Annotated in this window: 25 protein-coding genes; 18 read left to right on the top strand and 7 right to left on the bottom strand. The window is 59.0% G+C overall.

What is annotated here, in order from left to right; genetic code table 11:
- Positions 1-7: 7 nt before the first annotated feature.
- The 9 genes from IB246_RS25420 (at position 8) to IB246_RS25380 (ending at position 11,484) form a co-directional block, all read left to right on the top strand.
- Entirely contained in the window at positions 8-322 is a 315-nt protein-coding gene (locus IB246_RS25420; protein ID WP_008030332.1) for a DUF883 family protein, read from the top strand.
- Between the two features lie 2 nt (positions 323-324).
- Entirely contained in the window at positions 325-714 is a 390-nt protein-coding gene (locus IB246_RS25415; RefSeq protein WP_008044383.1) for a phage holin family protein, read from the top strand.
- Positions 711-1,052, top strand: coding sequence for a hypothetical protein (locus IB246_RS25410; RefSeq protein WP_008044376.1), 342 nt, complete (start codon positions 711-713; stop codon positions 1,050-1,052). The genes IB246_RS25415 and IB246_RS25410 overlap by 4 nt, the downstream gene beginning before the upstream one ends.
- A gap of 124 nt (positions 1,053-1,176) precedes the next feature.
- A complete protein-coding gene (locus IB246_RS25405) occupies positions 1,177-2,340 on the top strand; it encodes an EAL domain-containing protein (protein ID WP_008044374.1) in 1,164 nt (387 codons plus the stop codon).
- Positions 2,341-2,409: 69 nt separating this feature from the next.
- Entirely contained in the window at positions 2,410-3,738 is a 1,329-nt protein-coding gene (locus IB246_RS25400; protein WP_008044371.1) for a deoxyguanosinetriphosphate triphosphohydrolase, read from the top strand.
- Between the two features lie 175 nt (positions 3,739-3,913).
- A complete protein-coding gene (locus tag IB246_RS25395; RefSeq protein WP_008044369.1) occupies positions 3,914-4,306 on the top strand; it encodes a response regulator in 393 nt (130 codons plus the stop codon).
- Between the two features lie 250 nt (positions 4,307-4,556).
- A complete protein-coding gene (locus tag IB246_RS25390) occupies positions 4,557-5,183 on the top strand; it encodes a response regulator transcription factor (RefSeq protein WP_008030344.1) in 627 nt (208 codons plus the stop codon).
- 8 nt (positions 5,184-5,191) lie between these two features.
- Positions 5,192-8,491, top strand: coding sequence for a transporter substrate-binding domain-containing protein (locus IB246_RS25385; protein WP_008044367.1), 3,300 nt, complete (start codon positions 5,192-5,194; stop codon positions 8,489-8,491).
- A 50-nt stretch (positions 8,492-8,541) separates the two neighbouring features.
- Positions 8,542-11,484 (top strand): HD domain-containing phosphohydrolase, encoded by a 2,943-nt coding sequence (locus IB246_RS25380; protein ID WP_008044365.1) that lies wholly within the window; start codon positions 8,542-8,544, stop codon positions 11,482-11,484.
- Here IB246_RS25380 and IB246_RS25375 read toward each other — a convergent pair whose 3' ends face one another.
- Together IB246_RS25375 and IB246_RS25370 are read right to left on the bottom strand one after the other, a co-directional pair.
- Entirely contained in the window at positions 11,485-11,967 is a 483-nt protein-coding gene (locus IB246_RS25375; protein WP_008030351.1) for a GAF domain-containing protein, read from the bottom strand.
- Positions 11,964-12,854, bottom strand: coding sequence for an ATP-binding protein (locus IB246_RS25370; RefSeq protein ID WP_008030353.1), 891 nt, complete (start codon positions 12,852-12,854; stop codon positions 11,964-11,966). Before IB246_RS25370 ends, IB246_RS25375 begins: the two co-directional genes overlap by 4 nt.
- A 165-nt stretch (positions 12,855-13,019) precedes the next feature.
- On the opposite strand from IB246_RS25370, the gene IB246_RS25365 reads away from it, so the two are divergent.
- Positions 13,020-15,341 (top strand): response regulator, encoded by a 2,322-nt coding sequence (locus IB246_RS25365; RefSeq protein ID WP_008044362.1) that lies wholly within the window; start codon positions 13,020-13,022, stop codon positions 15,339-15,341.
- Here IB246_RS25365 and IB246_RS25360 read toward each other — a convergent pair.
- From IB246_RS25360 to msrB, 3 genes are all read right to left on the bottom strand, one after another.
- The gene (locus IB246_RS25360) at positions 15,325-15,786 is read right to left on the bottom strand and encodes a MarR family winged helix-turn-helix transcriptional regulator (RefSeq protein WP_008030355.1); all 462 of its coding nucleotides are present in this window, start codon (positions 15,784-15,786) and stop codon (positions 15,325-15,327) included. The two genes, IB246_RS25365 and IB246_RS25360, sit on opposite strands and share 17 nt — an antisense overlap.
- Positions 15,783-16,268, bottom strand: a complete 486-nt coding sequence (locus tag IB246_RS25355) for a glutathione peroxidase (protein WP_008030357.1) — start codon at positions 16,266-16,268, stop codon at positions 15,783-15,785. The genes IB246_RS25360 and IB246_RS25355 overlap by 4 nt, the downstream gene beginning before the upstream one ends.
- A gap of 189 nt (positions 16,269-16,457) precedes the next feature.
- Entirely contained in the window at positions 16,458-16,853 is a 396-nt protein-coding gene (gene msrB, locus IB246_RS25350) for a peptide-methionine (R)-S-oxide reductase MsrB (RefSeq protein ID WP_008044361.1), read from the bottom strand.
- Positions 16,854-17,079: 226 nt separating this feature from the next.
- Here msrB and IB246_RS25345 point away from each other — a divergent pair, with 226 nt between their 5' ends.
- Both IB246_RS25345 and htpX read left to right on the top strand, forming a co-directional pair.
- Positions 17,080-18,291, top strand: coding sequence for a pyridoxal phosphate-dependent aminotransferase (locus IB246_RS25345; RefSeq protein WP_008030363.1), 1,212 nt, complete (start codon positions 17,080-17,082; stop codon positions 18,289-18,291).
- A gap of 318 nt (positions 18,292-18,609) precedes the next feature.
- Positions 18,610-19,497, top strand: a complete 888-nt coding sequence (gene htpX, locus IB246_RS25340; RefSeq protein WP_008044359.1) for a protease HtpX — start codon at positions 18,610-18,612, stop codon at positions 19,495-19,497.
- Positions 19,498-19,695: 198 nt separating this feature from the next.
- Here htpX and IB246_RS25335 read toward each other — a convergent pair whose 3' ends face one another.
- Entirely contained in the window at positions 19,696-20,352 is a 657-nt protein-coding gene (locus tag IB246_RS25335; RefSeq protein WP_008044357.1) for a thiopurine S-methyltransferase, read from the bottom strand.
- Between the two features lie 102 nt (positions 20,353-20,454).
- Between IB246_RS25335 and IB246_RS25330 the strand changes: the two genes are divergently transcribed.
- A complete protein-coding gene (locus tag IB246_RS25330; RefSeq protein ID WP_008044355.1) occupies positions 20,455-21,222 on the top strand; it encodes a DODA-type extradiol aromatic ring-opening family dioxygenase in 768 nt (255 codons plus the stop codon).
- Between the two features lie 29 nt (positions 21,223-21,251).
- Here IB246_RS25330 and IB246_RS25325 read toward each other — a convergent pair whose 3' ends face one another.
- Positions 21,252-21,965 carry a UTRA domain-containing protein gene (locus IB246_RS25325; protein ID WP_008030372.1) on the bottom strand — a complete coding sequence of 238 codons (714 nt, stop codon included), beginning with the start codon at positions 21,963-21,965 and terminating at the stop codon, positions 21,252-21,254.
- Between the two features lie 349 nt (positions 21,966-22,314).
- Here IB246_RS25325 and IB246_RS25320 point away from each other — a divergent pair, with 349 nt between their 5' ends.
- The 5 genes from IB246_RS25320 to IB246_RS25300 all read left to right on the top strand — a co-directional run bounded on the left by IB246_RS25320 (position 22,315) and on the right by IB246_RS25300 (position 26,942).
- A complete protein-coding gene (locus IB246_RS25320) occupies positions 22,315-23,379 on the top strand; it encodes an ABC transporter substrate-binding protein (RefSeq protein ID WP_008044353.1) in 1,065 nt (354 codons plus the stop codon).
- A gap of 141 nt (positions 23,380-23,520) precedes the next feature.
- On the top strand, positions 23,521-24,327 hold the full coding sequence (locus IB246_RS25315; protein WP_008040899.1) for an alkaline phosphatase family protein: 807 nt from the start codon (positions 23,521-23,523) through the stop codon (positions 24,325-24,327).
- Positions 24,328-24,332: 5 nt separating this feature from the next.
- Positions 24,333-25,169, top strand: coding sequence for an ABC transporter permease (locus IB246_RS25310; protein WP_162130714.1), 837 nt, complete (start codon positions 24,333-24,335; stop codon positions 25,167-25,169).
- Positions 25,156-25,956, top strand: a complete 801-nt coding sequence (locus IB246_RS25305; protein WP_008040901.1) for an ABC transporter permease — start codon at positions 25,156-25,158, stop codon at positions 25,954-25,956. Before IB246_RS25310 ends, IB246_RS25305 begins: the two co-directional genes overlap by 14 nt.
- Positions 25,953-26,942, top strand: coding sequence for an ABC transporter ATP-binding protein (locus IB246_RS25300; protein WP_008040902.1), 990 nt, complete (start codon positions 25,953-25,955; stop codon positions 26,940-26,942). Before IB246_RS25305 ends, IB246_RS25300 begins: the two co-directional genes overlap by 4 nt.
- The last annotated feature ends 25 nt before the right edge of the window (positions 26,943-26,967 follow it).

The raw sequence follows: 26,967 nt of genomic DNA, 5'->3' as shown, positions 1-26,967 counted from the left end.
ATCACCAATGGCCAGCATCAAGGCAAAGACTGCTCAAGAAATCCTGATGAACGACTTCCAGACCCTGGTCAGCGACACCGAGCGGTTGCTGGAACACACCGCCACATTGGCCGGTGATCAGGCGGATGAGTTGCGCGAACAGATCCACGACAGCCTGCTGCGTGCACGCGAAACCTTGAAACTGACTGAAGACTCCCTGCGCGAACGCGGCAAGGCCGCCGTCACCGCCACTGAAGACTATGTTCAGGCCAACCCATGGCAATCGGTCGGGATCGCGGCCGGCGTGGGTTTCCTGATCGGTCTGCTGGCAACACGGCGCTGATTATGACGATCGGTGAATCCGGCTCGTCCGCGACGGGCCCAAGCTCCTCATCGCGGCGCCTGGGTGCCGCTTTCCTTGGACTGCTGCACAGCCATGTCGAACTGTTCGGCATCGAATTGCAGGAACAAAAAGCCCGCACCGTCAGCCTGTTGCTGTTCGCAGGCCTGGCGCTGGTGTTTGCCTTGCTGTTGCTGGTGGGGTTGTCGACGCTGGTGTTGATCCTGTTTTGGGACACCTATCGCCTGCCCGCCATCATCGGGCTCTGCGTGTTCTACACCCTCGCGGCCATCTTCTGCGCGATGCGCTTGAGAGCAGCGATTTTCGATGAATCCTCGCCCTTCAATGGCACCCTGGAAGAACTGGCCAACGATCGGGAGCGCCTGCTGCCATGAGCCTGCCTGAACTGCCTCACAACAGCTCGCGCACGGAAATGCGCAAGGCGCTGATCCGTCTGCGTATGGAAATGCATCGCCAGGAAATCCGTCACGAATCCGCGCAACTGCTGCAACCCTTGCAACGTGTGCGCGGGATGACACAAAACCTGCAAGACGGCTTCGGCATCAAGCACGCCCCGCTCTGGGGCGTAGCGGCCGTGACCCTGCTGGGCTTTTTGACCGGCAAGGGCGCCAAGAGCGGTGGCGTCAGCAGCCTGACTCGACTGGTTCGGCTAGGCACCACGCTGGGGCCGCTGATCAAGCTGATCCTGCAAGGCAACTCGCCCAAACACTGAAGCCACTAGCTGGCTGCATTCTTGCAACATCACCGGGATGAACCTCTTTATCGAGGGGTTCAAACCTGCACGCCTACCCGGCATCAGGTTCAATCCAAAAACAAGACCTTACTAAGGAGGCCTCGTGATCGACGGGCAACCGCTCGCCTGCTTTCAGCCGTTCATCGATACCGCCACCGGCCGTATCGCCGGCGTCGAAGCACTGGGCCGACTGCGTCAGGCCGACGGTCAATTGGCCTCGGTGGGTCCACTGTTCGCCGACCCGAGAACACCCGCCATCGCCCTGCGTCGCCTGGACCGCCAGATCCGCGATAACGCCCTGAGCCGTTTGCATGAAGCGCCCCCGGAGTGGTTTCTCAGCCTGAACATGTCACCGCGCTGGATCAGTCGCTTGCGTGCGGACCAGGCACTGCCGAGCCTCAAGCAATTGAGCCGGCACGGCGTCGACCCGCAGCGAATCGTGTTCGAGATCACTGAACTGGGCGGTGACATCCAGCGTCTGGCCGACGTGGTGGCGCGATACCGACACGCCGGCGCGCGAATCGCCATCGATGATTTCGGTGCCGGTTACTCACAGCTTGATCGCGTGCTGGCCCTGCAACCGGACATTCTCAAGCTCGACATGCGGCTGTTCCAGGCCGCGGCGTTGGGCGGCCCCAGCAGCGACGTGGTCAAGGCCCTGGCGCAAATGGCGGAGAAAACCGGGTGCTGGATCATTGCCGAAGGGGTGGAAACCGAGGCTCAATTGAATTTTGCCCTGGAGTGCGGATCGCGTTATGTGCAGGGTTTTCTGTTCGCCCGCGCGCAAGCAGACTTCTTCGCCACCGACGCCTTCGTCGAGCGCTTCGCCCAGCTGCGTCAGCGCTATGTACAGCAAAAACTGACTGAGCGCGGTCGCCTGATGAGCATGCGCCAGCAACTTTGCGAGCTGATGGCGATTCTGCAAGCCTGGGCCCAGGCCAGCGCACCGCTGAGCGCATTGCCACAATTGGACGCCTTTCCCTGGCTCTTGCGTTTCTATCAATGCGACCGCCACGGCACCCAACTGACGCCCAACCTCGAATGGCGCAACAGCGGCTGGGAAGCCGACGATCGCTACTTGGGCCATAACTGGTCATGGCGTCCGTACTTTTATCATTTGCTGGCGGAGGGTTGGGATGAGCGCCGACTGACGCTTTCCAACACTTACCGCGACGCCACCAGCAACCAGTACTGCCTCACCGCCGGGCAATTTTTCGCCAACGGCGAGCGACTGCTGCTCATCGACATCGACGCTGCGGGGCTGTAGTTCCGCTTGCAGGTCCTGACGCGAACCGGGAAGCTTAAGGCATCAGTCACCTGACGGAGAGAATCAGCCTTGGATTGGCAAACCCTGCTTACCCGCGAACGCCTCGGAAAGCCGCTGCACAGCCCGGAAGAACTCGGCCGCAGCCCTTTCCACAAAGACCACGACCGCATCATTTTCTCGGGAGCGTTTCGCCGCCTCGGACGCAAGACCCAGGTGCATCCGGTCACCAGCAACGATCACATCCACACGCGCCTGACCCACTCGCTGGAAGTCAGTTGCGTCGGCCGCTCGCTGGGCATGCGTGTCGGTGAAACCATCCGCAGCGCCCTGCCCGACTGGTGCGAACCCAGTGACCTGGGCATGGTGGTGCAATCCGCTTGCCTGGCCCACGACATCGGCAACCCGCCCTTCGGCCACTCCGGCGAAGACGCGATCCGTCACTGGTTCCAACAGGCCGCCGGCCGCGGCTGGCTGGATGCAATGAGCGAAGCCGAACGCAATGACTTCCTCAACTTCGAAGGCAACGCCCAAGGTTTCCGGGTGCTCACGCAGCTTGAGTACCATCAGTTCGATGGCGGTACCCGGTTGACCTACGCCACGCTGGGCACTTACCTGAAATACCCATGGACGGCCATGCACGCCGATTCGCTGGGTTACAAGAAGCACAAATTCGGCTGCTATCAGAGTGAGTTGCCGCTGCTGGAGCAGATCGCCCATAAACTCGGCCTGCCGCAACTCGAAGAGCAGCGCTGGGCCCGCCATCCGCTGGTCTATCTGATGGAGGCCGCCGATGACATCTGCTACGCGCTGATCGATCTGGAAGACGGTCTGGAAATGGAGTTGCTGGAGTACGCTGAAGTCGAGTCCCTGTTGCTGGACCTGGTCGGCGACGATCTGCCGGAAACCTATCGCCTGCTCGGCCCGAGTGACTCGCGCCGACGCAAACTGGCGATCCTGCGCGGCAAGGCCATCGAACACCTGACCAACGCCGCCGCCCGCGCTTTTGTCGAGCAACAGGATGCATTGCTGGCCGGTACACTGCCCGGTGATCTGGTGGAGCACATGCACGGTCCGGCCAAGCGTTGCGTACTGAATGCCAAGGACATGGCGCGCAAGAAAATCTTTCAGGACAAGCGCAAGACCCTACACGAAATCGGTGCCTATACCACGCTGGAAATCCTGCTCAACGCCTTCTGCGGCGCAGCCCTGGAACAGCACAACGGGCGGGCGCCTTCGTTCAAGAGCCGTCGCATCCTCGATTTGCTGGGTAACAACGCGCCAGACCCTCACGGTCCATTGCACACGTCGTTCCTGCGCATGATTGACTTCATCGCCGGCATGACCGACAGCTATGCCAGCGAAATGGCCCTGGAGATGACCGGACGTTCTAGCCACTGACGAGAGCAGGTTGATCAGCCATTACGCCGCCTGAAATGGCTGATCAGCCTCCCAACGCCCAAGTGCACTCAACGTTCGCTGAATCGCCCTACACCTCACGTCGAGCAAGCTGATCGATTACTCGGAATACTCGCGAAATAATCACGCGTCCCAGAGACGAAGCGTGAGTAACTCCATGTTCAAAGACGACCTGCGCATCCTGCTGGTGGAAGATCATCCCTTTCAACTCAGGGCAACTCAGTACCTGCTTGAAAGTTACGGCTTCACTCAAGTGACCACCACCGACAGTGCCAAAGGCGCGTTGCAGCAAATGTTCAGGGCTGTGCAACCGTTCGATATTCTATTGTGCGATCAATGTTTGCCCGACCTTCCCGGACTTGATCTTGTCCAGTTCGCCAGTCATCGAGGAATGATCAGGCAGGCCATACTGTTAAGCAGCCTGAGTTGTACAGAACTTGATGAAATTGAGAAAACAGCCAACGAGCGGGGGCTACCCTTACTTGGTTATTTGATCAAACCCTTGAAACAATCCGAATTCAGAAACTTATTGACCTTGGCCTCATTATAAAAACAGCACAAGTGCGATAACTGCTTTTCGATACACAACTTGAAAACAACAAATAAAAACTCCCAACAGACTGACTGACCACACGCAACTTCCAGCCATCTTCATTAAAAACCTAGTTGATTCGTAGCCCCTTTCCTATTCGCTTGTAGGATTATTCCTATATTGCTGCTTGAGGTCTGTCAGTTCATGCGTCCCCTCAACTATCTGAGCTAAGGTGCGCGCTTTATTAGAGCTCGTATGGGATTTGATTATGAACTCCGTTTTTATTGTCGACGATCACCCCGTCATCCGTCTCGCCGTCCGAATGTTGCTGGAGCACGAAGGCTACAAAGTCGTCGGCGAAACCGACAATGGGGTCGATGCCATGCAGATGGTTCGCGAATGCATGCCCGACCTGGTCATTCTCGATATCAGCATTCCGAAACTGGATGGCCTCGAAGTTCTCGCCCGCTTCAACGCAATGAGTACCCCCCTGAAAACACTGGTATTAACTGCACAATGCCCGACACTTTTCGGTATTCGCTGCATGCAGTCCGGTGCTTCAGGTTATGTATGCAAACAGGAAGACCTGAGTGAACTGGTGAGTGCTATCAAAGCAGTATTGTCCGGTTACAACTACTTCCCGAGCCAGGCCCTGAATCCTGTTCGCGGCGATGAGGTGCGCTGTGCAGAACTGGAACTGTTCAAGTCAGTCAACGACCGAGAGCTGATGGTGTTGCAACTTTTTGCCCAGGGCCGCACCAACAAGGAAATTGCCAAAGGCATGTTTCTCAGCAACAAGACTGTGAGCACCTACAAAAAAAGACTCATGCAAAAACTCAGAGCCAAATCCCTGGTTGAACTCATCGAGATGGCAAAACGTAACGCATTGGTGTGAGACACAGGATGCCCAGTCGCATAAAGGATTATCTGCTACTCATGGCCGCCGTATGCCTGACCTCTTCGGTGCTTGCCGCACAGCCAGCCAGCGAGCACTACAACCTGCTCAGTCGCTCAACGGCCGGACACCTGGACGTCCAACTGGATCAAGCACAACAACAATGGATCACCAGTAAACGGCAGCTGATTCTCGGCACGTCAGCGCCGGACTACCCACCTTTCGACCTGACCGTCAGCGGCCAGGATTACGAAGGTTTCACCGCCGATTATGCGGGCCTCCTCGGCAAGGCCATCGGTTTGCCGATCAAGGTGCAGCGCTTCGCGTCCCGAGGGGCTGCGATCAAGGCGCTCGAAAAAGGCGAGGTCGATCTGCTCGGCACCGCCAATGGATTCGAGGCTCATAACGCCGATATCGTGCTTTCAACCCCCTACGCCGTGGACCAGCCGGTTCTGGTGACACGGGAAGGAGAAACCCGATCCCTGACCGACGGCCTCGCCGGTCTGCGGTTGAGCATGGTGTATCACTATTTGCCGCTGGAGGAAGTCCGGGCCCTGTATCCCAAAGCCATCATCACGTCTTATCCGTCCTACCAGAATGCAATCAATGCCGTGGCTTTCGACCAGGCCGACGTCTTTCTCGGCGACACCATCTCGACCCACTACATGATCAACAAGGGTTACCTGAACAATATCCGCATGGCCAACTTCGGCAAACACGAGGCCCACGGATTCAGTTTTGCCGTGCACAAAGACAACCCGGAACTGCTCGCAATCATCAACGCGATGCTCATGGCCATCCCCGCCAGCGAGCGGGAAAACATTGCCGAACGCTGGAGTGCCGGCAGCGACATCCTGCTCACCGACCAGAAACTGCAGCTCACCCACCTCGAAGAACGCTGGCTCGCACAACATCCGGTGGTGCGCGTGGTGGTCAATGAAGCCTATGCACCGCTGACGTTTTTCGACAGCGATGGCAACTTTCGCGGCGTTACCGCAGACCTGCTTGAACTGATCAGATTGCGTACCGGCCTGCGCTTCGATATCCGACGCAGCCGAAGCGACGACGAGATGATTAAACAGATCAAAGACCATCAGGCCGACGTGATTGCTGCCCTGCTCCCCAGCGATGAACGTGAAACGATCCTGAACTTCACCCGTCCCTATCTGCAAAACTCCTTTGTGTTGCTGACGCGCAAAGCCACCGACAGCCCGATCAACCTTGAGCAACTGCAAGGCAAGCGCCTGACCATCGCCCAAGGCAACCCACTGGTGGATTACCTGCGTCGCGAGTTCCCGCGAATCAAGCTGATAGAGACGCCAGACACGTTCAGCGCGGTTGAGTTGCTCGCCGAAGGCAAAGCGGAAGGTGCGGTGAACTCTCTGGTGATCGCCAACTACTTCATGTCATCGCGTCTCTTTGAACACACGCTTCAGATCAGCACCACCATCGGCACCCGCCAGGCCGCGTTCTCGCTGGCGACCGGGCAAGACGCCAAAGAACTCAACGCCATCCTCAACAAGGCGCTGCTGAGCATCGCGCCGGAAGAACTCGGCATCATCAACAGCCGCTGGCGTGGCTATTCGGCGTCGTCGCAAAGTACCTGGCGCAACTACCAGCGATTGTTCTATCAGATCGTTATCGGTGCCGGCGTACTGCTGCTGATTTCCGCGGCGTGGAACGCTTACATGCGTCGCCAGATAAAACAACGCCAGGCGGCTGAGCGTGCGTTGAACGATCAATTGCGTGAACGGCGGCAACTGTTCGACGAGCTGCGCTGCGCGAAAGATCGCGCCGATGAAGCCAACCGGGCCAAAAGCACGTTCCTGGCGACCATGAGCCATGAAATCCGCACCCCGATGAATGCCGTCATCGGCATGCTCGAACTGACGCTGAGGCGGATCGATCGCAACCATCCGGATCGCCCGGCCATCGACGTGGCGTACAACTCGGCGAAGGACCTGCTGGCACTGATCGGGGACATTCTCGACATCGCCCGCATCGAATCCGGGCGCTTGAGCCTGAGCCCGCAACGCGTCAATCCGCTTGAAATCATCGGCTCGGTGGCAAGGATCTTCGATGGGCTGGCCCGCCAGAAAAACCTCGATCTGCGACTTGAGTTCAACCCGGCCAACCCGCCCGTCGGTGTCCTGCTGGACCCAATGCGTTTCAAGCAGGTGCTGTCGAATCTGGTCAGCAACGCCATTAAATTCACCGAGCAAGGCGAGGTCAGAATCACCGTTGAGTTGCTCCCGGGCACCGAGCCCGGGCACATCCGGATGCTGTTGCTGGTTGAGGACAGCGGCATCGGTATCAGCGAACAGGATCAGCAACGGCTGTTCGAACCTTTCGCCCAGGCCAATGACCAAGGGCAGGCCGGCAGAGGCGGCGCCGGGTTGGGTCTGGTGATCAGCCGAAGCCTGTGCGAAATGATGGGCGGCAGCCTGCATTTGAGCAGCCAGCCGGGGGTAGGCACGCAGGTTCAGGTTTCGCTGCACCTGGCCACAGTGCCCGTCGAACAGGTGCCGAAAGCCGCCGAAGTGCCCATCCACACGACGACGCCCTTGAACGTTCTGGTGGTCGACGATCACCCGGCCAATCGCTTGCTGATGTGTCAGCAACTGGAATTTCTGGGGCATCGATTCAGCGTCGCAGAAGACGGCGAAGCAGGACTGGAAGCGTGGAATAACGGGCTGTTCGATCTGGTGATTGTCGATTGCAACATGCCGATCATGAACGGATACGAGCTGACCCGCGCCATTCGCCGCCATGAACAGCATTCGAAACGACCGCCCTGCACCGTGCTCGGTTTCACCGCCAACGCACAGCCCGAAGAATTACTGCGCTGCAAACAAGCCGGGATGGACGACTGCCTGTTCAAGCCACTGACGCTGACCGCGTTGAGCGAATGGGTGGCCGGCATCAAACCGCCTGTTCGCGATCCCGCCTTCAGCCTGCAAGGGCTGCACCTGTTGACCGGTGGCAACCCAGTGATGGACAGGCGATTGTTGACCGAACTGCAGAGCAGTAACCGCCAGGACCTGCAAGCGCTGCGGGCATTATCCCGGTCAAAAGACCCGCGGGCTTTTCTCGACGTCGCCCACAAAATCAAGGGCGCCGCGCGCATTGTCCAGGCCACTCGCTTGATGGGCAGCTGCGAGGCGCTTGAGCAGGTCTGCCATGGCGTCTTCCATCACGAAGAAGTGGCGCAATGCTGCAAAGCCATGGAGCGCGCCATGCTTGAACTGGAGCAGGCATTGCAGCAACAAATTGGACAAAACGACAAAAGCAGAATGACGGAGCCTTAACTATGCTTGGTCGCTGAGCAGTGTGTTAAACATCATGGAGAGACCCCGCAATGACCAGCCCACTGCGCCCGGATCAACGACGGTTTCCCCTGCACGTCCATATCAGCGTGATGTTCACCTTCCTGTTGCTGCTGACTGGCGTGGTGCTGGGCATTTTCAACTATGGGCAAACCACGCAAATCATTCTGTCCAGCAGTGAGAAGCTCTTCGAGCGCATCGAGCAGGATGTCCGCCTGGACCTGCACGCCACCTATGGGCCCATTCGCCATCTGTTGAGCCTGTTGGTGTTCAACCCGGCGGCGCAGGCGCCTGACCTGGAACAGCGCCTGGCATTGCTCAAACCCTTCAGCCAGTCGCTCAAGGACAATCCTGACCTGGCCTCGCTGTATCTGGGTTACGACAACGGTGATTTCTTCATGGTTCGCCCCTTGCGAACCGCCGCCCTGAAAGCGCTGCTCAAGGCCCCGGACAAAGCGGTTTATCAAGTCTGGAGCATCGAGCAAAACCGCGGCCCGGTGCATTCCCAGTCATTGTTTTTCGATCAGGACCTAAACCTCCTCAGCCGTCACGACAACCCCGACGACACCTACGATCCGCGCACCCGCGCCTGGTATTCCAGCGCTCGCGGCGACAGCGATCAGATCACCACCGAGCCCTACCTCTTTTTCTCCACCCGCAATGTCGGCACCACCCTCGCCCGGCGCAGCGGCGAGCACGCCATCATGGGCGCCGACCTGACCCTGGCGGAACTGTCCGCGACGCTGGCCAAGCACGTTGTAACCCCCAATACCGAAATCGTGCTGTTCGATGCCCAGGGCAATGCCATCGCATACCCCGACAGCAACAAACTGATCGTCGACGATCAGACCGCACGCTTGAGCAAGGCTGCCGACCTGAGTCCCGGCCTCGGCGCATTGCTGAACAACCCGCCAACAGGCAATCGGCTGAGGGCCGCCGGCCGGCAGTGGATCGTTGCCCGCAGCAGCATGCAGGAAGGTGGTCCGCAGGGGCTGCAACTGGCGCTGCTGGTACCGGAAGACGAATTGCTCGCCGATGCCTACCGCATGCGTTGGCAGGGCGCGCTGATTACGCTGGCCACGTTGCTTTTGTGCCTGCCCTTGGGCTGGTTGACCTCCAGAATTCTGGTCACCCCCCTGCGTGCTCTGGTGCAGGAAGCCGATGCGATTCGCAGTTTCAATTTCAAATTTCCGGCCTCCCGTCGCTCTCCGGTACTCGAAGTCGACCAACTGAGCGTGTCGATGGCGCGCATGAAAGACACCCTGGCGAGTTTTTTCCGGATCACCGACAGCCTGAGCGCCGAGACCCGGTTTGCCCCCTTGCTGGAAAGGGTGTTGTTCGAAACCGTGAAAATCGGCCAGGCCCAGGCGGGCCTGATCTATCTGCGGGAAAATGACGGCGATCGCATGACACCTCATGGCCTGGTCATCAACGACATTTCACAGGCATTGCCCGCGTTCGACATTCGCAGCCATGAACTCCAGGATCCACAGAGCCCTGCCTGGCTACAGCAGCTGTCGCATGCCGACAACGTGGTCACCACTCTCGGTTTCGAACAAGTGGGGGATTTGCAGAAAGTGTTGCTGACGATGGAATGCCCGCGGGTGCATCTGATCGGTATCCGCCTGCACAATCGCCATAACGAAACCGTGGGCCTGCTGGTCCTGTTGCTGGCGGACAGCGGCGATCAAAGTGATCTGGAAAAGCTTCGTCCGGACCGTATCGCGTTCCTTCAGGCTGTGTCCGGCGCGGCCGCCGTGAGTATCGAAAGTCAGCGCCTGCAAGCCAAACAAAAACAGCTGCTGGACGCGTTCATTCAACTGCTGGCCGGTGCCATCGACGCGAAAAGCCCTTACACCGGCGGCCATTGTCAGCGAGTGCCGGCGCTGACGTTGATGCTCGCCCAGGCTGCCGCGGCGAGTCAGGACCCGGCCTTCAGCAGTTATCAACCGACCGAGGACGAGTGGGAAGCGCTGCACATCGCCGCTTGGCTACATGATTGCGGCAAGGTCACCACACCTGAGTACGTGGTCGATAAAGCCACCAAGCTGGAAACCCTGAACGACCGCATCCACGAAATCCGCACCCGCTTCGAAGTGCTCAAGCGCGATGCCTGGATCAGCTACTGGCAAGCCGTTGCCCTGGGCGGTGACGAGCAGCACCTGGCGGAACTGCGCGATGCCACTCTGGCGGCGCTGGACGATGATTTCGCGTTTGTTGCCCGCTGCAATCTGGGTGGCGAGGCGATGGCCGAGTCCGATTTGCAACGCCTGCGCAACCTGGCCCAGCGCACCTGGACCCGAACCCTTGATGACCGGCTGGGCGTTTCCTGGGAAGAGAACCGGCGTCAGGCGCGAACATCGGCGCCAACCCTGCCGGTCAGCGAGCCGCTGCTGGCGGACAAACCGGAGCATCTGTTCGAACGCGCCGAAGGCGAGCTGATGCCGGAAGACAATCCCTGGGGGTTCAAACTCGATGTGCCCCGCTACAAGTACAACCGGGGCGAGCTCTACAACCTGAGCATCGCCCGAGGCACGTTGACGCGCGAGGAGCGTTACATCATCAATCACCACATGGTGCAGACGATCCTGATGCTCAGCCACCTGCCCTTCCCCGGCCACCTCAACAACGTCGCGGAAATCGCCGGCGGCCACCACGAAAAAATGGACGGCACCGGTTATCCAAAACAGTTGAAGCGCGAGGAAATGAGCCTGCCGGCGCGGATGATGGCGATTGCCGATATTTTCGAAGCGCTGACCGCCGCCGATCGTCCCTACAAGAAAGCCAAGCCGTTGAGCGAAGCACTGGGCATCATGGCCACCATGTGCCGTGACGCCCACATCGACCCGGAACTGTTCAGGCTCTTCATCAACGCCGAAATCTACCGGCAATACGCCGAGCGATTTCTCGATCCGCAACAGATCGATGCCGTAGACCCGCCAGGCCTGCTGGCCAAGGCAGGCTTGAGGGCGTGATCAGCAGTCGGTCAGGCGCAGGAAGATGGCCGCCAGCTTTTCAATCCCGGCTTGATCATGTTCGGTGAAGCGCGCCAGTTTCGGGCTGTCGAGGTCCAGCACGCCGATCAGGCGGCCGTCCTTGACCAGCGGCACAACCAGTTCGCTGTTCGACGCGCTGTCGCAGGCGATGTGCCCGGGAAAGGCGTGCACGTCTTCGACCAACTGAGTCTGCAACGTCGCCGCCGCCGTCCCGCACACGCCACGACCGAACGGGATGCGCACGCAGGCGATCTGCCCCTGGAACGGACCCAGCACCAGCTCTTCATTGCGATTGAGGTAGAAACCGGCCCAGTTCAAGTCGTCGAGCTGGTTGTACAGGAACGCGGAAAACTGTGCGGCGTTGGCGATGAAATCACGCTCGTCCGCCAGCAAGGATTCCAGCTGCGCGTGCAGCATGCCGTAGCCTTCGAGGCCTTGGCCGCTTTGTTGTAAATCGATCATGCCTTGTGCTCCAACAGCTTCAGCCCGACCCAATAGCGGGCAAATTGATAGGCGCAACGTCCGTTGCGATTGCCTCGGCCGGTGGCCCAACGCACCGCGAGGATGTCCAGTTCTTCGTCACGCTGCCACTTCAGGCCGGCCTTGTCGGCCAGTTGACCGATCCAGTGCTCGACCACATTGAGGAAGTGTTCCTGCGTGAACGGATAGAACGACAACCACAGGCCGAAACGGTCCGACAGCGCGATCTTGTCTTCCACGGCCTCGCTGGGGTGCAATTCGCCGTCGACCCTTTTCCAGTTTTCGTTATCGCTTTCCTTTTCCGGCACCAGGTGGCGACGGTTTGAAGTGGCGTACAGCAAAACGTTGTCCGGCGCCTGTTCGAGAGAGCCGTCGAGCACGCTCTTGAGCACGCGATAGTCGCCCTCGCCCGCCTCGAACGACAGGTCATCGCAGAACAGCACGAAACGTTGGGGCAGTTTGGCGATTTGCTCGACCACACGCGGCAAGTCGGCCAAGTGATCGCGTTCGATCTCGATCAGTCGCAGACCGGTCTTGGCGTGTTCGGCCAGCAGCGCGCGCACCAGCGACGATTTACCGGTGCCACGCGAGCCCCAGAGCAACGCGTGGTTGGCCGGCATGCCGTCGAGGAACTGTTGAGTGTTTCGGCCCAGTTGCTCTACTTGGCGGTCAACACCGATCAGGTCGGACAACCGCGTATCGAGGCTGACCTGCAGCGGCAGCAGAAAACCGCTGCGCCCTTCCCGCTGCCAGCGTGCGGCCAGGCAATGCGTCCAGTCGATGGCTTGCCGAGGTGCGGGCAAGAGCGGTTCGATACGGGCCAGAACGGCATCGGCGCGTTCAAGAAAAGCATTCAATCGGGAATCCACGTCTTCTCCTCGGGCACGTTCACAGTAATGATGGCGCTACAGCGACGAAATACAGCATTCACAGACGTGTTCATCCCGTGCACAAGGGCTCGCGAGAACATCGGTATCCATGCATGATCGACTATGCTTGAGCAGCGAAGGGAAACGGAAGTGGTTCGACACCCCATGGATATCAAGTTCACCAACCGGCTGTCCTACAAGCAAGCCCGGCTTACCGTGCTGGTCGGTTTCATTCTGGGTACGCTGCTCAGCCTGCTGCAAATAGGCATCGATTATGCCAGTGAAGACGCCTCCATCAACCGTGAAATAGTGTCTTTGCTGGAAATCAGCCATAACCCCGCTTCGCGCATTGCCTACAACATCGACGCCGAACTCGCCCAGGAACTGACCCTGGGCCTGCTGCGTTCACCGGCGATCATCGCTGCGCAACTCACCGACAACAACGGCTCGGTACTGGCCAGCGTCAAGCGCCCGCCATCGCAGAGCAGCTATCGGGTGATCAGCGACTTCCTGTTCGGTGCCAACCGGGCGTTCGAAGACCGGCTGTATCTGGATCACTTGCCCAACGAATCCCTCGGCACCTTGCGCCTGGAAGTCGACACCTATTCTTTCGGCAACCGCTTCCTGCGTCGGGCCGAAGTGACCCTGCTCAATGGCTTTGCCCGCAGCCTGATCCTGACCGGCATCCTGCTGGCGCTGTTCTATGTGATGCTGACCAAACCGCTGGTGCGGGTTATCCGCGAACTCAGCAGCCGCGATCCGCGCAGTGTCGAACCGACCTGGCTGGAGTACCCGAGCGGGCATAAAAACGATGAGATCGGTGTGCTGGTCAAGGTTGCCAACCAGCAATTCGAGAACATTGCCACTGAGATCCAGCAGCGGCGCAACGCTGAAAACCGTTTGACCGATTACCTCGGGCAACTGGAAAACATCGTGTCGGCGCGCACCGCCGAACTCAAGGCGATCAACAGCCGGCTCAGCCAGTCCAACCAGGAACTGGAAGTCGCGCGCAGCACCGCCCTGGACATGGCCGAGGCACGCTCGGTATTTCTCGCCAACATGAGCCACGAGATCCGCACGCCCCTCAATGGCTTGCTGGGGATGATCGCGCTGTCCCTCGACGGCCCGCTCAATGCCGAGCAACAGCAACAACTGTCCATCGCCCACGACTCGGGCAAAGTGCTGGTGGAGTTGCTCAACGATATTCTCGACCTGTCGAAATTCGACGCCGGTCAGCTTGAACTCGAACACATTCCGTTCGACCTCGGTTCGCTGATCGAGGACACCGCCAACCTGCTGTCGCAGAACGCGGCGCCAAGCGTCGAACTGACGTGCCTGATCGAACCGACATTCCCGGCGCTGGTGCTCGGTGACCCGACCCGGGTCCGGCAGATCGTCAGCAACCTGTTGTCCAACGCCCTCAAATTCACCCGTTTCGGCCGGGTCGATGTCCGCCTGTCGACGTACGAAGACGGCGTCAGAATCGAAGTCTGCGACACTGGCATCGGCATCGCCCAGGACGCTCAGGTCAAGATTTTCCAGCCATTCACCCAGGCCGGCGCCGGCATTACCCGACAGTTTGGCGGCACCGGGCTTGGGCTGGCGCTGACTTACAACCTCTGCGAAGCCATGCAGGGGCGCCTCACCATCAGCTCGGAAGCCGGTTTCGGCAGCCAGTTCTGCGCCGACCTGCCGCTGCCGAGCCACACCCGCGCCTTCGCCCCGGCAACGCTGCACGGCAAGGTGATCGCGATCACCACCGCCAGCAGCGGCCTGGCGGAACTGTTGAAGAGTCTGTTGCCGGGTTGGGGGCTCGACTATCAGCAGCGTTCGATCGATGACGCGATGATTGGTCTGAAGTCCGACGTGGTCATCACCGATTGCCCGGAATGCGTGTTTCGCCTGCGCCCCACCTGTACCGCACCGATTCTGCTGGTGACCGCTTACGGCAGTTTCATGCCCAGCGAACAGGCCAGCGCCCTGGCGCCATTACAACAACAGGCCCGGCCTCTGGCGCGCAATGCGCTGTACCAGACACTGCGGCGAGTGTTGCAGCCGGAAATCAACACCATCAACGATGCGCGACTGGAGGCGCTCACTCCCCAGCGGCGCGGACGGGTGCTGCTGGTGGAGGATAATCCGGTCAATCAATTGGTGGCCAAGGGCATGCTCGGAAAACTCGGCTGCGAGGTGATTGTCGCCGCCCACGGCGGCGAGGCCCTGGATCAGCTGGAGCAAAGCGAATTCGATCTGGTGCTGATGGACTGCAATATGCCGGTGATGGACGGCTACGAAGCCAGTCGGCAAATCCGTCGCAGCGGTCGCTGGCCGCAATTGCCCATCGTCGCCCTGACCGCCAACGCCATGTCCGAGGAACGCGAACGCTGCCGTGCGGCGGGCATGAGCGATTACCTGGCCAAACCTTTCCGCCGGGAAGAACTGGCCGCCCTGCTTGACCTGTGGATGCCCGCTACGACAGTGCTTTGATTTGTCCCAACAAGTGGTCAAGCCCCTCGCGCAGATCATTCAAGCGATCCAGATCGACACCGCTGTCACACAACAGTCGGGCTTTGAGCGGCCCGACCTGATCGCGCAACGCCTTGCCCGTGGGCGACAGGCTCAGGTGCACTTCACGCTCATCCCGCGCTGAACGCTGTCGCTGCACCAGTTGCAGTTGTTCAAGTCGCTTGAGCAGCGGCGTCAACGTGCCGGAATCCAGCGCCAGGCGCTCGCCCAACGCCTTGACCGTCGGCTGCTCCGGCGCCGCCTCCTGCCATTCCCACAAAACCAGCATCGCCAGGTATTGCGGGTACGTCAGGCCGAGTTGATCGAGCATCGGCTTGTAAGCGCGGATCACCGCCCGGGAAGCGGCGTACAGCTTGAAGCAGAGTTGGCTGTCGAGCTTCAGGGAATCGACGGACAAGGTATTCATTTGAGCAGGGCTTCGATCTCGCGGCTGAGGTCTTGCGGCTTGGTCGCGGGAGCGAAGCGCTTGACCAGTTGGCCGTCCTTGCCGATCAGGAATTTGGTGAAGTTCCACTTGATGCCCTGAGAACCCAGAACACCCGGTGCGCGTTTTTTCAGTTGCACGAACAGCGGGTGGGCATCGGCACCGTTAACGTCGATCTTTTTGAACAGCGGAAAACTGACACCGAAGTTCAGTTCACAGAACTCGGAAATCGCGCCTTCATTGCCCGGCTCCTGCTTGCCGAACTGGTTGCACGGGAAACCGAGCACCACCAGACCTTGATCCTTGTAGGTCTGCCACAGCTCTTCCAGCCCTTTGTATTGCGGCGTGAAGCCACATTTGCTCGCGGTGTTGACCACCAGCACCGCTTTGCCGGCGTAATCCGCCAGGGTCTTTTTCTCACCCTTGATGGTGGTGCAAGGGATGCTCAGCAGGTTGTCGCTCATGATTCGGACTCTCGAATGAAAGAAGATGAGACAAACATAGCGAGCAATTGAATTGTGTGCAATTTAAATTATTGGATGCCGAATATCTGTAGGAGCGAAGCTTGCTCGCGAAGGCGTCTTAACATTCAACACTGATGTTGACTGACCCGACGCCTTCGCGAGCAAGCTTCGCTCCTACAAGGGCCCGCATCACGAACGCGGAACGAGATCCAGGCACACCGAGTTGATGCAATACCGCAGGCCGGTCGGCGGCGGACCATCCGGGAACACATGCCCCAGGTGCGCATCGCATTTGGCGCAGACCACTTCGGTACGGATCATGCCGTGGCTGACATCTCGAATCTCGGTCATGGCGCTGTCGCCGATCGGCGCATAGAAACTCGGCCAGCCGCAGCCGGAGTCAAATTTGGTTTTTGAGTCGAACAGCGGCTCATTGCAGCAGATGCAGTGGTAAATACCGTCGGTTTTGGTGCCGTTGTACTTGCCGGAAAACGGCCGTTCGGTGCCCTTGAGGCGGCAAACGTTGTACTGCTCCGGATCGAGCATCGCCCGCCATTCTTCCAGGGTTTTTTCCAACTTTTCCATCATCACACCTCAGCAGCTGAAAAAGCCCGATCTGTACCTTTTCCACGGATCGGGCGGCACGTATGATTGCGCCTCGTCAAACGCCAGTCTGGCAGCCAGACCACGCGCATTCAAACGGATTTATGGGTGCTGCCTCTCAAGGCGCCAGGCCTGTGTGAATACGCAGGATTCCCAGTACGGTAGTTCATACACCGCCTGGATCGTTCATTTTCGGGAACACATCGCCATGCAGGTCAGCAAATCGAACAAGCTCGCCAACGTCTGCTACGACATTCGCGGCCCAGTGCTCAAGCACGCCAAACGCCTGGAAGAGGAAGGCCATCGCATCCTCAAGCTGAACATCGGCAACCCGGCGCCTTTTGGTTTCGAAGCGCCGGATGAAATCCTCCAGGACGTGATCCGCAACCTGCCGACCGCCCAGGGCTACAGCGATTCCAAAGGCCTGTTCAGTGCGCGTAAAGCCGTCATGCAGTACTACCAGCAGAAGCAGGTAGAAGGCGTCGGCATTGAAGACATTTACCTGGGCAACGGCGTTTCCGAGCTGATCGTGATGTCGATGCAAGCGCTGCTCAACAACGGCGACGAAGTGCTGGTGCCGGCTCCGGACTACCCGCTGTGGACCGCTGCCGTGAGCCTGTCGGGCGGCAACCCGGTGCACTACCTGTGCGACGAGCAGGCCAACTGGTGGCCGGATCTGGCTGACATCAAGGCCAAGATCACCCCGAACACCAAGGCCCTGGTGATCATCAACCCGAACAACCCGACCGGCGCGGTGTATTCGAAGGAAGTCCTGCTGGGCATGCTGGAACTGGCCCGTCAGCACAACCTGGTGGTGTTTTCTGACGAGATCTACGACAAGATCCTGTACGACGATGCCGTGCACATCTGCACCGCCTCCCTGGCCCCTGACCTGCTGTGCCTGACCTTCAACGGCCTGTCCAAGTCCTATCGCGTGGCCGGTTTCCGTTCTGGCTGGATTGCTATCTCCGGTCCGAAACATCACGCGCAAAGCTACATTGAAGGCATCGACATGCTGGCGAACATGCGCCTGTGTGCCAACGTTCCGAGTCAGCACGCGATCCAGACCGCCCTCGGGGGTTATCAGAGCATCAACGATCTGGTCCTGCCGCAAGGTCGCCTGCTGGAACAACGCAACCGTACCTGGGAATTGCTCAACGACATTCCCGGTGTCAGCTGCGTCAAGCCGATGGGCGCGCTGTATGCGTTCCCGCGCATCGACCCGAAAGTCTGCCCGATCCACAACGACGAAAAATTCGTGCTCGACCTGCTGCTGTCGGAAAAGCTGCTGGTGGTTCAAGGCACCGCTTTCAACTGGCCATGGCCGGACCACTTCCGCGTCGTGACCCTGCCGCGTGTCGACGACCTGGACATGGCCATCGGACGAATCGGCAACTTCCTCAAATCCTATCGCCAGTAATCGGACTGGCCTCGTGCGACTTTTCCACGAAAGTCGCACGAGGATTAATTCAGCAACATATCTTTAAGCCTCGCCGTACATCCCCACTGCAATCGCTGCCCGGTAGCAAGCTTTGTGACCGCGTCCAACAATCACGGGGCCCGCAACGCGAATCGGCTGACAAACACTTCCCCTGCCCACGTCGGAAATGCCCTGCAAGCGACTAGACTGTTGCTGTAGGACACAGTTTGAAATAGTCACCCGGTTGAATAGCCCGTTGCAGCACCTTATATACCCCGCAGTACGCTACATCTTTAGCAAAAGGAGATTTCTACAACCATGATGCGCATCCTGCTGTTTTTGGCCACTAACCTGGCGGTCGTGCTGATTGCCAGCATCACCCTGAGCCTTTTCGGCTTCAACGGGTTCATGGCGGCCAATGGGGTTGATCTCAACCTCAATCAGCTGCTGATTTTCTGTGCGGTCTTTGGTTTCGCCGGCTCCCTGTTCTCGCTGTTCATCTCCAAGTGGATGGCGAAGATGAGCACCAGCACCCAAATCATCACCCAGCCGCGCACACGTCACGAGCAATGGCTGCTGCAAACGGTCGAGCAACTGTCTCGCGAAGCCGGGATCAAGATGCCGGAAGTCGGGATTTTCCCGGCCTACGAGGCGAACGCGTTCGCCACTGGCTGGAACAAGAACGATGCACTGGTCGCGGTCAGCCAGGGCTTGCTCGAGCGATTCTCGCCGGATGAAGTGAAAGCCGTTCTGGCCCACGAAATCGGTCACGTGGCCAATGGCGACATGGTCACCCTGGCGCTGATCCAGGGCGTGGTGAACACCTTCGTCATGTTCTTCGCGCGGATCATCGGCAACTTTGTCGACAAGGTGATCTTCAAGAACGAAGAAGGCCAGGGCATCGCCTACTACATCGCGACCATCGTCGCCGAACTGGTGCTGGGCATTCTGGCCAGCTCCATCGTCATGTGGTTCTCGCGCAAACGCGAGTTCCGTGCCGACGAAGCCGGTGCACGCCTGGCGGGCACCAACGCGATGATTGGCGCACTGCAACGCCTGCGTGCGGAACAAGGGCTGCCGGTGCACATGCCTGACACCCTGAACGCTTTCGGCATCAACGGTGGCATCAAACAGGGGTTCGCCCGCATGTTCATGAGCCACCCGCCGCTGGAAGAGCGTATCGACGCATTGCGTCGTCGGGGCTGACAGGCTCGGCACTAAAAGAAAAGGCCCGCAGTGATGCGGGCCTTTTTTTGTCTGCTTGATTAATGCGGTGTTCATCAGGACCTCTTCGCGGGCAAGCCTCGCTCCTACAGGATTTGTGTCGTTCACATAATCGGCGAATTACACAAAACCTGTAGGAGCGAGGCTTGCCCGCGAAGAGGCTGGTAGAAGCAACATCAATTACCGGGCAGAAACCCGATAAACCCGCTCCTCAAGCCGCGTCACGCCGCTTTCGACGAATTTCCAGCTCTCACCCAGAACGTCCTGATCCTCCAGAATCTTCAACGACCACACAGCCCCGAACAACCGCTGCACTTCATCATCAAGCACGGCAAACGGCGGTCCGTCTTTTTGCGTCTGGTCGTAATCCAGCGTGATCAAAAGCCCCAACGCGTCCTTTGGCAAAATCCGGTTCAAATGAGCCGCGTATTGCTCGCGCATGGCCGGCGGCAGAGCGATCAGTGCCGCCCGGTCGTACAGGCCGGCGCAATCGGCAACATCGCCGGCCGTCAACTCGAAGAAATCACCACACCACAACTCGATCGAGCCTGCGCGATAGACCTTGAAGGGCCCCTGCTCAGTGACGTTCGGGTCAAAGTGATGTTCGCTGAAGAAATCTTCGACAGCCTTTTCCGACAGCTCAATTCCCAGGACTTCATGACCCTGGTGCGCCAGCCACAATAAATCCAGACTTTTCCCACACAACGGCACCAGTACGCGCGCCCCCTCCTCCAGCCCCAATTGCGGCCAGAAACGTTGCAGATAAGGGTTCACCTGCGGCAGATGGAAGCCGATCTGATTCGATTGCCATCGCTTGTGCCAAAACTCCGGCTGCATAAATATCTCCGAAAATTCGATCAAAACACCCTAAAACTTATATTAGATTTAGATCAATGATCTGACTGAAGATGGGCCCATCTTACTCTCAGGAGCTCCTTCATGTTCCCCAGCCTTTACATCTCTCATGGCTCACCCATGCTGGCACTGGAACCCGGTGCCAGCGGGCCGGCCCTCGCGCGCCTGGCTGCCGAATTGCCGAAACCCCGGGCAATCGTGATTGTTTCCGCGCATTGGGAAAGCAATGAATTGCTGGTCAGCGGCAATCCGCAGCCTGAAACCTGGCATGACTTCGGCGGCTTTCCCAAGGCGTTGTTCGAGGTGCAATACCCGGCACCCGGCGATCCACAACTGGCCGCAGAAGTTGTCGAGTTGTTGAAGCGCAGTGACCTGCCCGCCCGCATCGACAGCAAACGGCCCTTTGACCATGGCGTCTGGGTGCCGTTGTCGTTGATGTACCCGCAGGCGGATGTCCCGGTGGTGCAAGTCTCGCTGCCCACACGCGGCGGTCCTGCGCTGCAAACCCGTGTCGGCCATGCCCTGAGCAGCCTGCGCGAACATGGCGTGCTGTTGATCGGTTCGGGCAGCATCACCCACAACCTGCGCGAACTGGACTGGCACGCCGGACCGGAAAGCGTAGAACCGTGGGCGAAGGTGTTTCGCGACTGGATGATCGAGAAACTTGAGGCCAACGACGAAGCCGCGTTACACGACTATCGCCAGCAAGCGCCGAACGCCGTGCGCAACCACCCGAGCGATGAACATTTGTTGCCGTTGTACTTTGCCCGCAGTGCCGGCGGAGCATTCAGCGTCAGCCACCAGGGTTTCACCATGGGCGCGCTGGGCATGGACATTTACCGCTTCGGGTAATGAAAAACCGAGACCTGCGGCGGCCAGGCTCAGACCACATCAACACCGACATGGATCGCATCGTGCCGCCAGAACTCCAGGTCACAATCGATCAACCGCTCGTGTTGGTCGTAATTGACCCGGGCGATGCGCAATCCCGGACTGCCGACCGACACCCGTAACGCCGCCGCCGCATCCACCGACAACGCCGTCGGCACGATCTCGAAGCGCACCCGCCCGTAATGCAAATCGTAATGCCGCGCGTACAGCTCGGTGATCGACTGATTCAGATCAAACTCCAGAATCCCCGGGAAATACTGCGGATTGAGGTAGTGCTCCACGTACAACACCAGCCGCTCATCAATTCGCCGAGCGCGGCAGATCTGAATCACGCTCGACAACGCCGGCAACTGCAACCAGGCACAGACCGCCGCCGACGCAGGCTGCAAGCGTGCCGAAATCACCTCGGTAGACGGCACCCGCCCTTGAGCGCTGACCATCGCGTGAAAGTGGCTGCGCTGCATCAGGTTGTAAGCCAGGCGCGGTGGCGACACGAACCAGCCCCGGCGCTCTTCGCGATAAATCTGCCCTTGAGCCTCCAGCTGCAACAACGCTTCGCGCACGGTAATGCGTGTCGTGCCGAACAACTCACTGAGCTTGCGCTCCGCCGGTAACTTGCTGCCAGGCGCCAACAGGCCGTGGTCGAGCTGTTCCTGAAGAACCTGCCCGATGGCTGTCACCGCTTTGGTTGTCTCGATGCGCATCAACGTTACCTATCTGGACTAGACCAGCACTGTTTCGGAGCAGAACCGTCATTTGAAACGACTCCGTCAACTTTCAGCAAGCCTAGGCACTGCACATGACTGACAGATGACAAAGGCGCTGAACGGTGCAGTCAAACGTGTGCAATTTAACGGCCAAGTCCTTTCATATCAGTTCTTTAGCCATGGTCTACGCTTACTCGCAAGCCTGAGCGTTGATCTGAAGAAAATGCAGACGGACCGCTGGTCGACATCAAAATGTCATCAGGGGCGCCTAGATTGGCTCAGGTATTGCTGACCTAGACCAACACAACCGCAATCGCAGCGTTGAAAACGCCCAAAGGAGCTTCGGATGAAAAAGCTTTTCCTGGCATCACTGTTAGGTTCGACCATTGCCATGTGCACCGCCGCCATGGCGGCTGATGATTTGAAAACCCTCGAAGCCGCTGCGAAAGCGGAAGGTGCGGTCAACAGCGTCGGCATGCCCGATGACTGGGCCAACTGGAAAGGCACCTGGGAAGACCTGGCCAAGATCTACGGCCTGAAACACATCGACACCGACATGAGCTCGGCGCAGGAAATCGCCAAGTTCGCCGCTGAAAAAGACAACGCCACGGCCGACATCGGCGACGTCGGTGCAGCGTTCGGCCCTATCGCGGTCAAGCAAGGCGTGGTCCAGCCGTACAAGCCAAGCACCTGGGATCAGGTGCCTGCCTGGGCGAAGGATAAGGACGGCAACTGGGCACTGGCCTACACCGGCACCATCGCGTTCATCGTCAACAAAAAGCTGCTGCACGGTTCAGAAGCGCCGACCAAATGGGCCGATCTTAAAAACGGTAAATACAAAGTATCCATCGGTGACGTGAGCACCGCTGCTCAGGCCGCCAACGGCGTTCTGGCGGCGGCCCTTGCCAACGGCGGCGACGAAAAAAACCTCCAGCCTGCCCTGGCGCTGTTCGCTGACATTGCGAAACAAGGCCGCCTGTCCATGGCCAACCCGACGATTGCCACCATGGAAAAGGGTGAAATCGAGGTCGGCGTGGTCTGGGACTTCAACGGTCTGAGCTACAAGGCCAAGATGGCCAATCCGGATGACTACGTGGTGTTGATCCCCTCCGATGGTTCGGTGATTTCCGGTTACACCACCATCATCAACAAATACGCCAAGAACCCGAACGCCGCCAAACTGGCTCGTGAATACATCTTCAGCGATGCCGGTCAGATCAACCTGGCCAAGGGTAACGCCCGTCCGATCCGTGCCGAGCACCTGACCCTGCCAGCCGAAGTCCAGGCCAAGCTGCTGCCGAACGAGCAGTACAAAAAGGTCACGCCGATCAAAGACGCGGATGCGTGGGAAAAAACTTCCAAGGCTCTGCCGCAGAAGTGGAACGAAGAAGTCATCGTCGAGATGAAGTAATGCTTCATTTGTAGGAGCGAGGCTTGCCCGCGAAGAGGGACTTTAATTCAACAGTTATGTTGACTGAAAGTACGCTTTCGCGAGCAAGCTTCGCTCCTACAGGTTTCTACGATATTTCCAGTCTCCCGGAGTCCCGCCCCTATGAAGCACAACGTCATCCTTGTCGTGCTCGACGGCCTCAATTACGAGGTTGCGCGCCACGCCATGGGGCACCTGCAGGCTTACGTCGGCGCAGGACGCGCGGCACTCTACAAACTGGAGTGCGAACTGCCGGCCCTGTCCCGTCCGCTGTATGAATGCATCCTGACCGGCGTCACGCCGATCGATAGCGGTATCGTTCACAACAACGTTTCGCGCCTGTCCAACCAACGCAGCATTTATCACTACGCCAGCGAAGCGGGCCTGAAAACCGCTGCTGCGGCTTATCACTGGGTCAGTGAGTTGTACAACCGTTCGCCGTTCGTGGCCGCCCGGGACCGTCACACCGACGCCCCCGAATTGCCAATCCAGCACGGGCACTTTTACTGGAACGATCACTACCCGGACTCGCACCTGTTCGCCGACGCAGAACACCTGCGCCTGCGCCATGCACCGAACTTTCTCCTGGTGCACCCCATGAACATCGACGACGCCGGGCACAAGCACGGCCTCGACACCGCGCAATACCGCAACAGTGCCCGCTCGGCGGACATTATTCTCGCCGACTACCTGCAAGGCTGGCTCGACGCCGGTTACCAGGTGCTGGTGACCGCCGACCACGGCATGAACAACGACCGCTCCCACAACGGCCTGTTGCCGGAAGAACGCGAAGTGCCACTGTTCGTGCTCGGTGACGCCTTCAGCTTCAACGCCGGTGCCGAACCGAAACAGACAGACATCTGCGGCACCGTCTGCGAACTGCTGGGCCTGGCCCACGACAAACCAGTGTGCCGGGAGCTGCTCAAGTGAATGCCATGACTCGCGGCAAATGGCTGGCGGCCTTGTGCCTCGTGCCCTTCGCACTGTTCTTTATCGTGTTCGAGATCGCCCCGCTCATCTGGGTGATGATCAACAGCCTGCAATCGGAAGAGTTCGGTTGGGGCCTGGCCAACTTCACCAAGATCTTCAATTCGAAGTTCTATTTGCAGGCGATCCAGTACAGCCTCGAGATCAGTTTCTGGTCCAGCGTGTTCGGGATCATCATCGCGGTGCTCGGCGCTTATTCCCTGCGTCGTGTCGACTCGAAGCTGCGTAACTTCGTCAACGCCTTCGCCAACATGACCAGCAACTTTGCCGGCGTGCCTTTGGCCTTCGCGTTCATCATCCTGCTGGGTTTCAACGGCAGCATCACCATCATGCTCAAGCAGGCCGGGATCATTCAGGATTTCAACCTGTACTCGAAAACCGGGCTGATCATTCTCTACACGTATTTCCAGATCCCCCTCGGTGTGCTGCTGCTCTACCCGGCCTTCGACGCCCTGCGCGAAGACTGGCGTGAATCTGCCGCGCTGCTGGGTGCCAACGGCTGGCAGTTCTGGCGACACATCGGTTTGCCGGTGCTGACGCCGGCACTGCTCGGCACCTTCGTGATCCTGCTGGCCAACGCCCTCGGCGCCTACGCCACGGTTTACGCACTGACCACCGGCAACTTCAACGTGCTGCCGATCCGTATTGCGGCGATGGTCTCCGGTGACATTTCCCTGGACCCGAACCTCGCCAGTGCGCTGGCCGTTGTGCTGGTGGCGTTGATGACCCTGGTCACCATCGTGCATCAGCTGCTGTTGAAGAGGAGCTACCATGTCTCGCGCTGAATTGGGCCCCGTCGGTATCTATCACCGCGTCGTGGTTTACCTGCTGTTTGCCATTCTGTTGCTGCCACTGGTTGGCACGCTGATCTACTCGATTGCCAGCAGTTGGTCGGCGACCATTCTGCCCAGCGGCTTCACCGTCAAATGGTATGTGCAGCTGTGGAGCGATCCGCGATTCCTGAGTGCTTTTGGCCAATCGCTGCTGGTCTGCGTCGGTGCGCTGATCCTGTCGGTGGTGCTGATCCTGCCGCTGCTGTTCGTGGTGCATTACCACTTCCCGAAGCTCGATGCGCTGATGAACATCCTGATCCTGCTGCCCTTCGCGGTGCCCCCGGTGGTGTCGTCGGTGGGGCTGTTGCAGCTTTACGGTTCGGGGCCGTTCGCGATGGTCGGCACGCCATGGATTCTGATCGGCTGCTACTTCACCGTGGCGCTGCCGTTCATGTATCGCGCGATCACCAACAACCTGCAAGCGATCAACCTGCGCGACCTGATGGATGCCGCCCAACTGCTCGGTGCCAGCACTTTTCAGGCGGCATTCCTGGTGGTGCTGCCGAACCTGCGCAAAGGTCTGATGGTTGCGTTGCTGCTGTCGTTCTCGTTCCTGTTCGGTGAGTTCGTGTTCGCCAACATCCTCGTCGGCACCCGCTACGAAACCCTGCAGGTCTACCTCAACAACATGCGTAACAGCAGCGGCCACTTCACCAGTGCGCTGGTGATTTCCTACTTCTTCTTCGTACTGGTTCTGACCTGGGCGGCCAATATCTTGAACAAGGACAAAAGCGAATGAGCTATGTCAGCGTCCAACATTTGCAGAAAAACTATGCAGGCACCAACATATTCAGCGACATCAACTGCGAAATCCAGAAGGGCGAATTCGTCACCCTGCTCGGCCCGTCCGGTTGCGGCAAATCCACGCTGCTGCGCTGCATCGCCGGGCTGACCTCGGTAGATGGCGGCAAGATCTTGCTGGATGGTGTCGACATCGTGCCGCTGAGCCCGCAGAAACGCGGGATCGGCATGGTGTTTCAAAGCTATGCGCTGTTCCCGAACATGACCGTGGAGCAAAACGTCGCCTTTGGTTTGCGCATGCAGAAGGTCAACAGCGACGACAGCCAAAAGCGCGTTGCCGAAGTGCTGAAACTGGTGGAACTCAACGATTTCGCCGCCCGTTATCCGCACCAACTGTCCGGCGGTCAATGCCAGCGCGTCGCCCTCGCCCGCTCATTGGTGACCCGTCCACGCCTGTTGCTGCTGGACGAACCGCTGTCGGCCCTTGATGCGCGGATTCGCAAGCATTTGCGCGAACAGATCCGTCAGATCCAGCGCGAGCTCGGCCTGACCACGATCTTCGTCACACACGATCAGGAAGAAGCGCTGACCATGTCTGACCGGATTTTCCTGATGAATCAGGGAAAGATCGTACAGAGCGGCGACGCCGAAACCCTCTACACCGCGCCGGTGGATGTGTTCGCTGCCGGCTTTATCGGCAACTACAACCTGCTCGACGCCGACAACGCCTCGAAATTGCTGCAACGACCGATTACGCATCGCATCGCGATTCGCCCGGAAGCCATCGAACTGAGCCTGAACGGCGAACTTGACGCACAAGTGCGCAGCCACAGCCTGCTGGGCAACGTGATTCGCTACCGGATCGAGGCCCGGGGCGTGGAATTGGTGGTGGATGTGCTCAACCGCTCGGCGGCCGATCTGCATCCCGATGGTCAGCGTCTGGCGCTTTCCATCGATCCGACGGCCCTGTGTGAGGTAGCCTGATGACTTTGCTGATGTTGAAGAGAGA

The organism is Pseudomonas sp. PDM01 (assembly GCF_014852325.1).
In the GTDB taxonomy this organism is placed as follows: Bacteria; Pseudomonadota; Gammaproteobacteria; order Pseudomonadales; family Pseudomonadaceae; genus Aquipseudomonas; species Aquipseudomonas migulae.
Note: the sequence above shows the minus strand (reverse complement) of the source record. Positions and strands in the feature narration are given on the sequence as shown.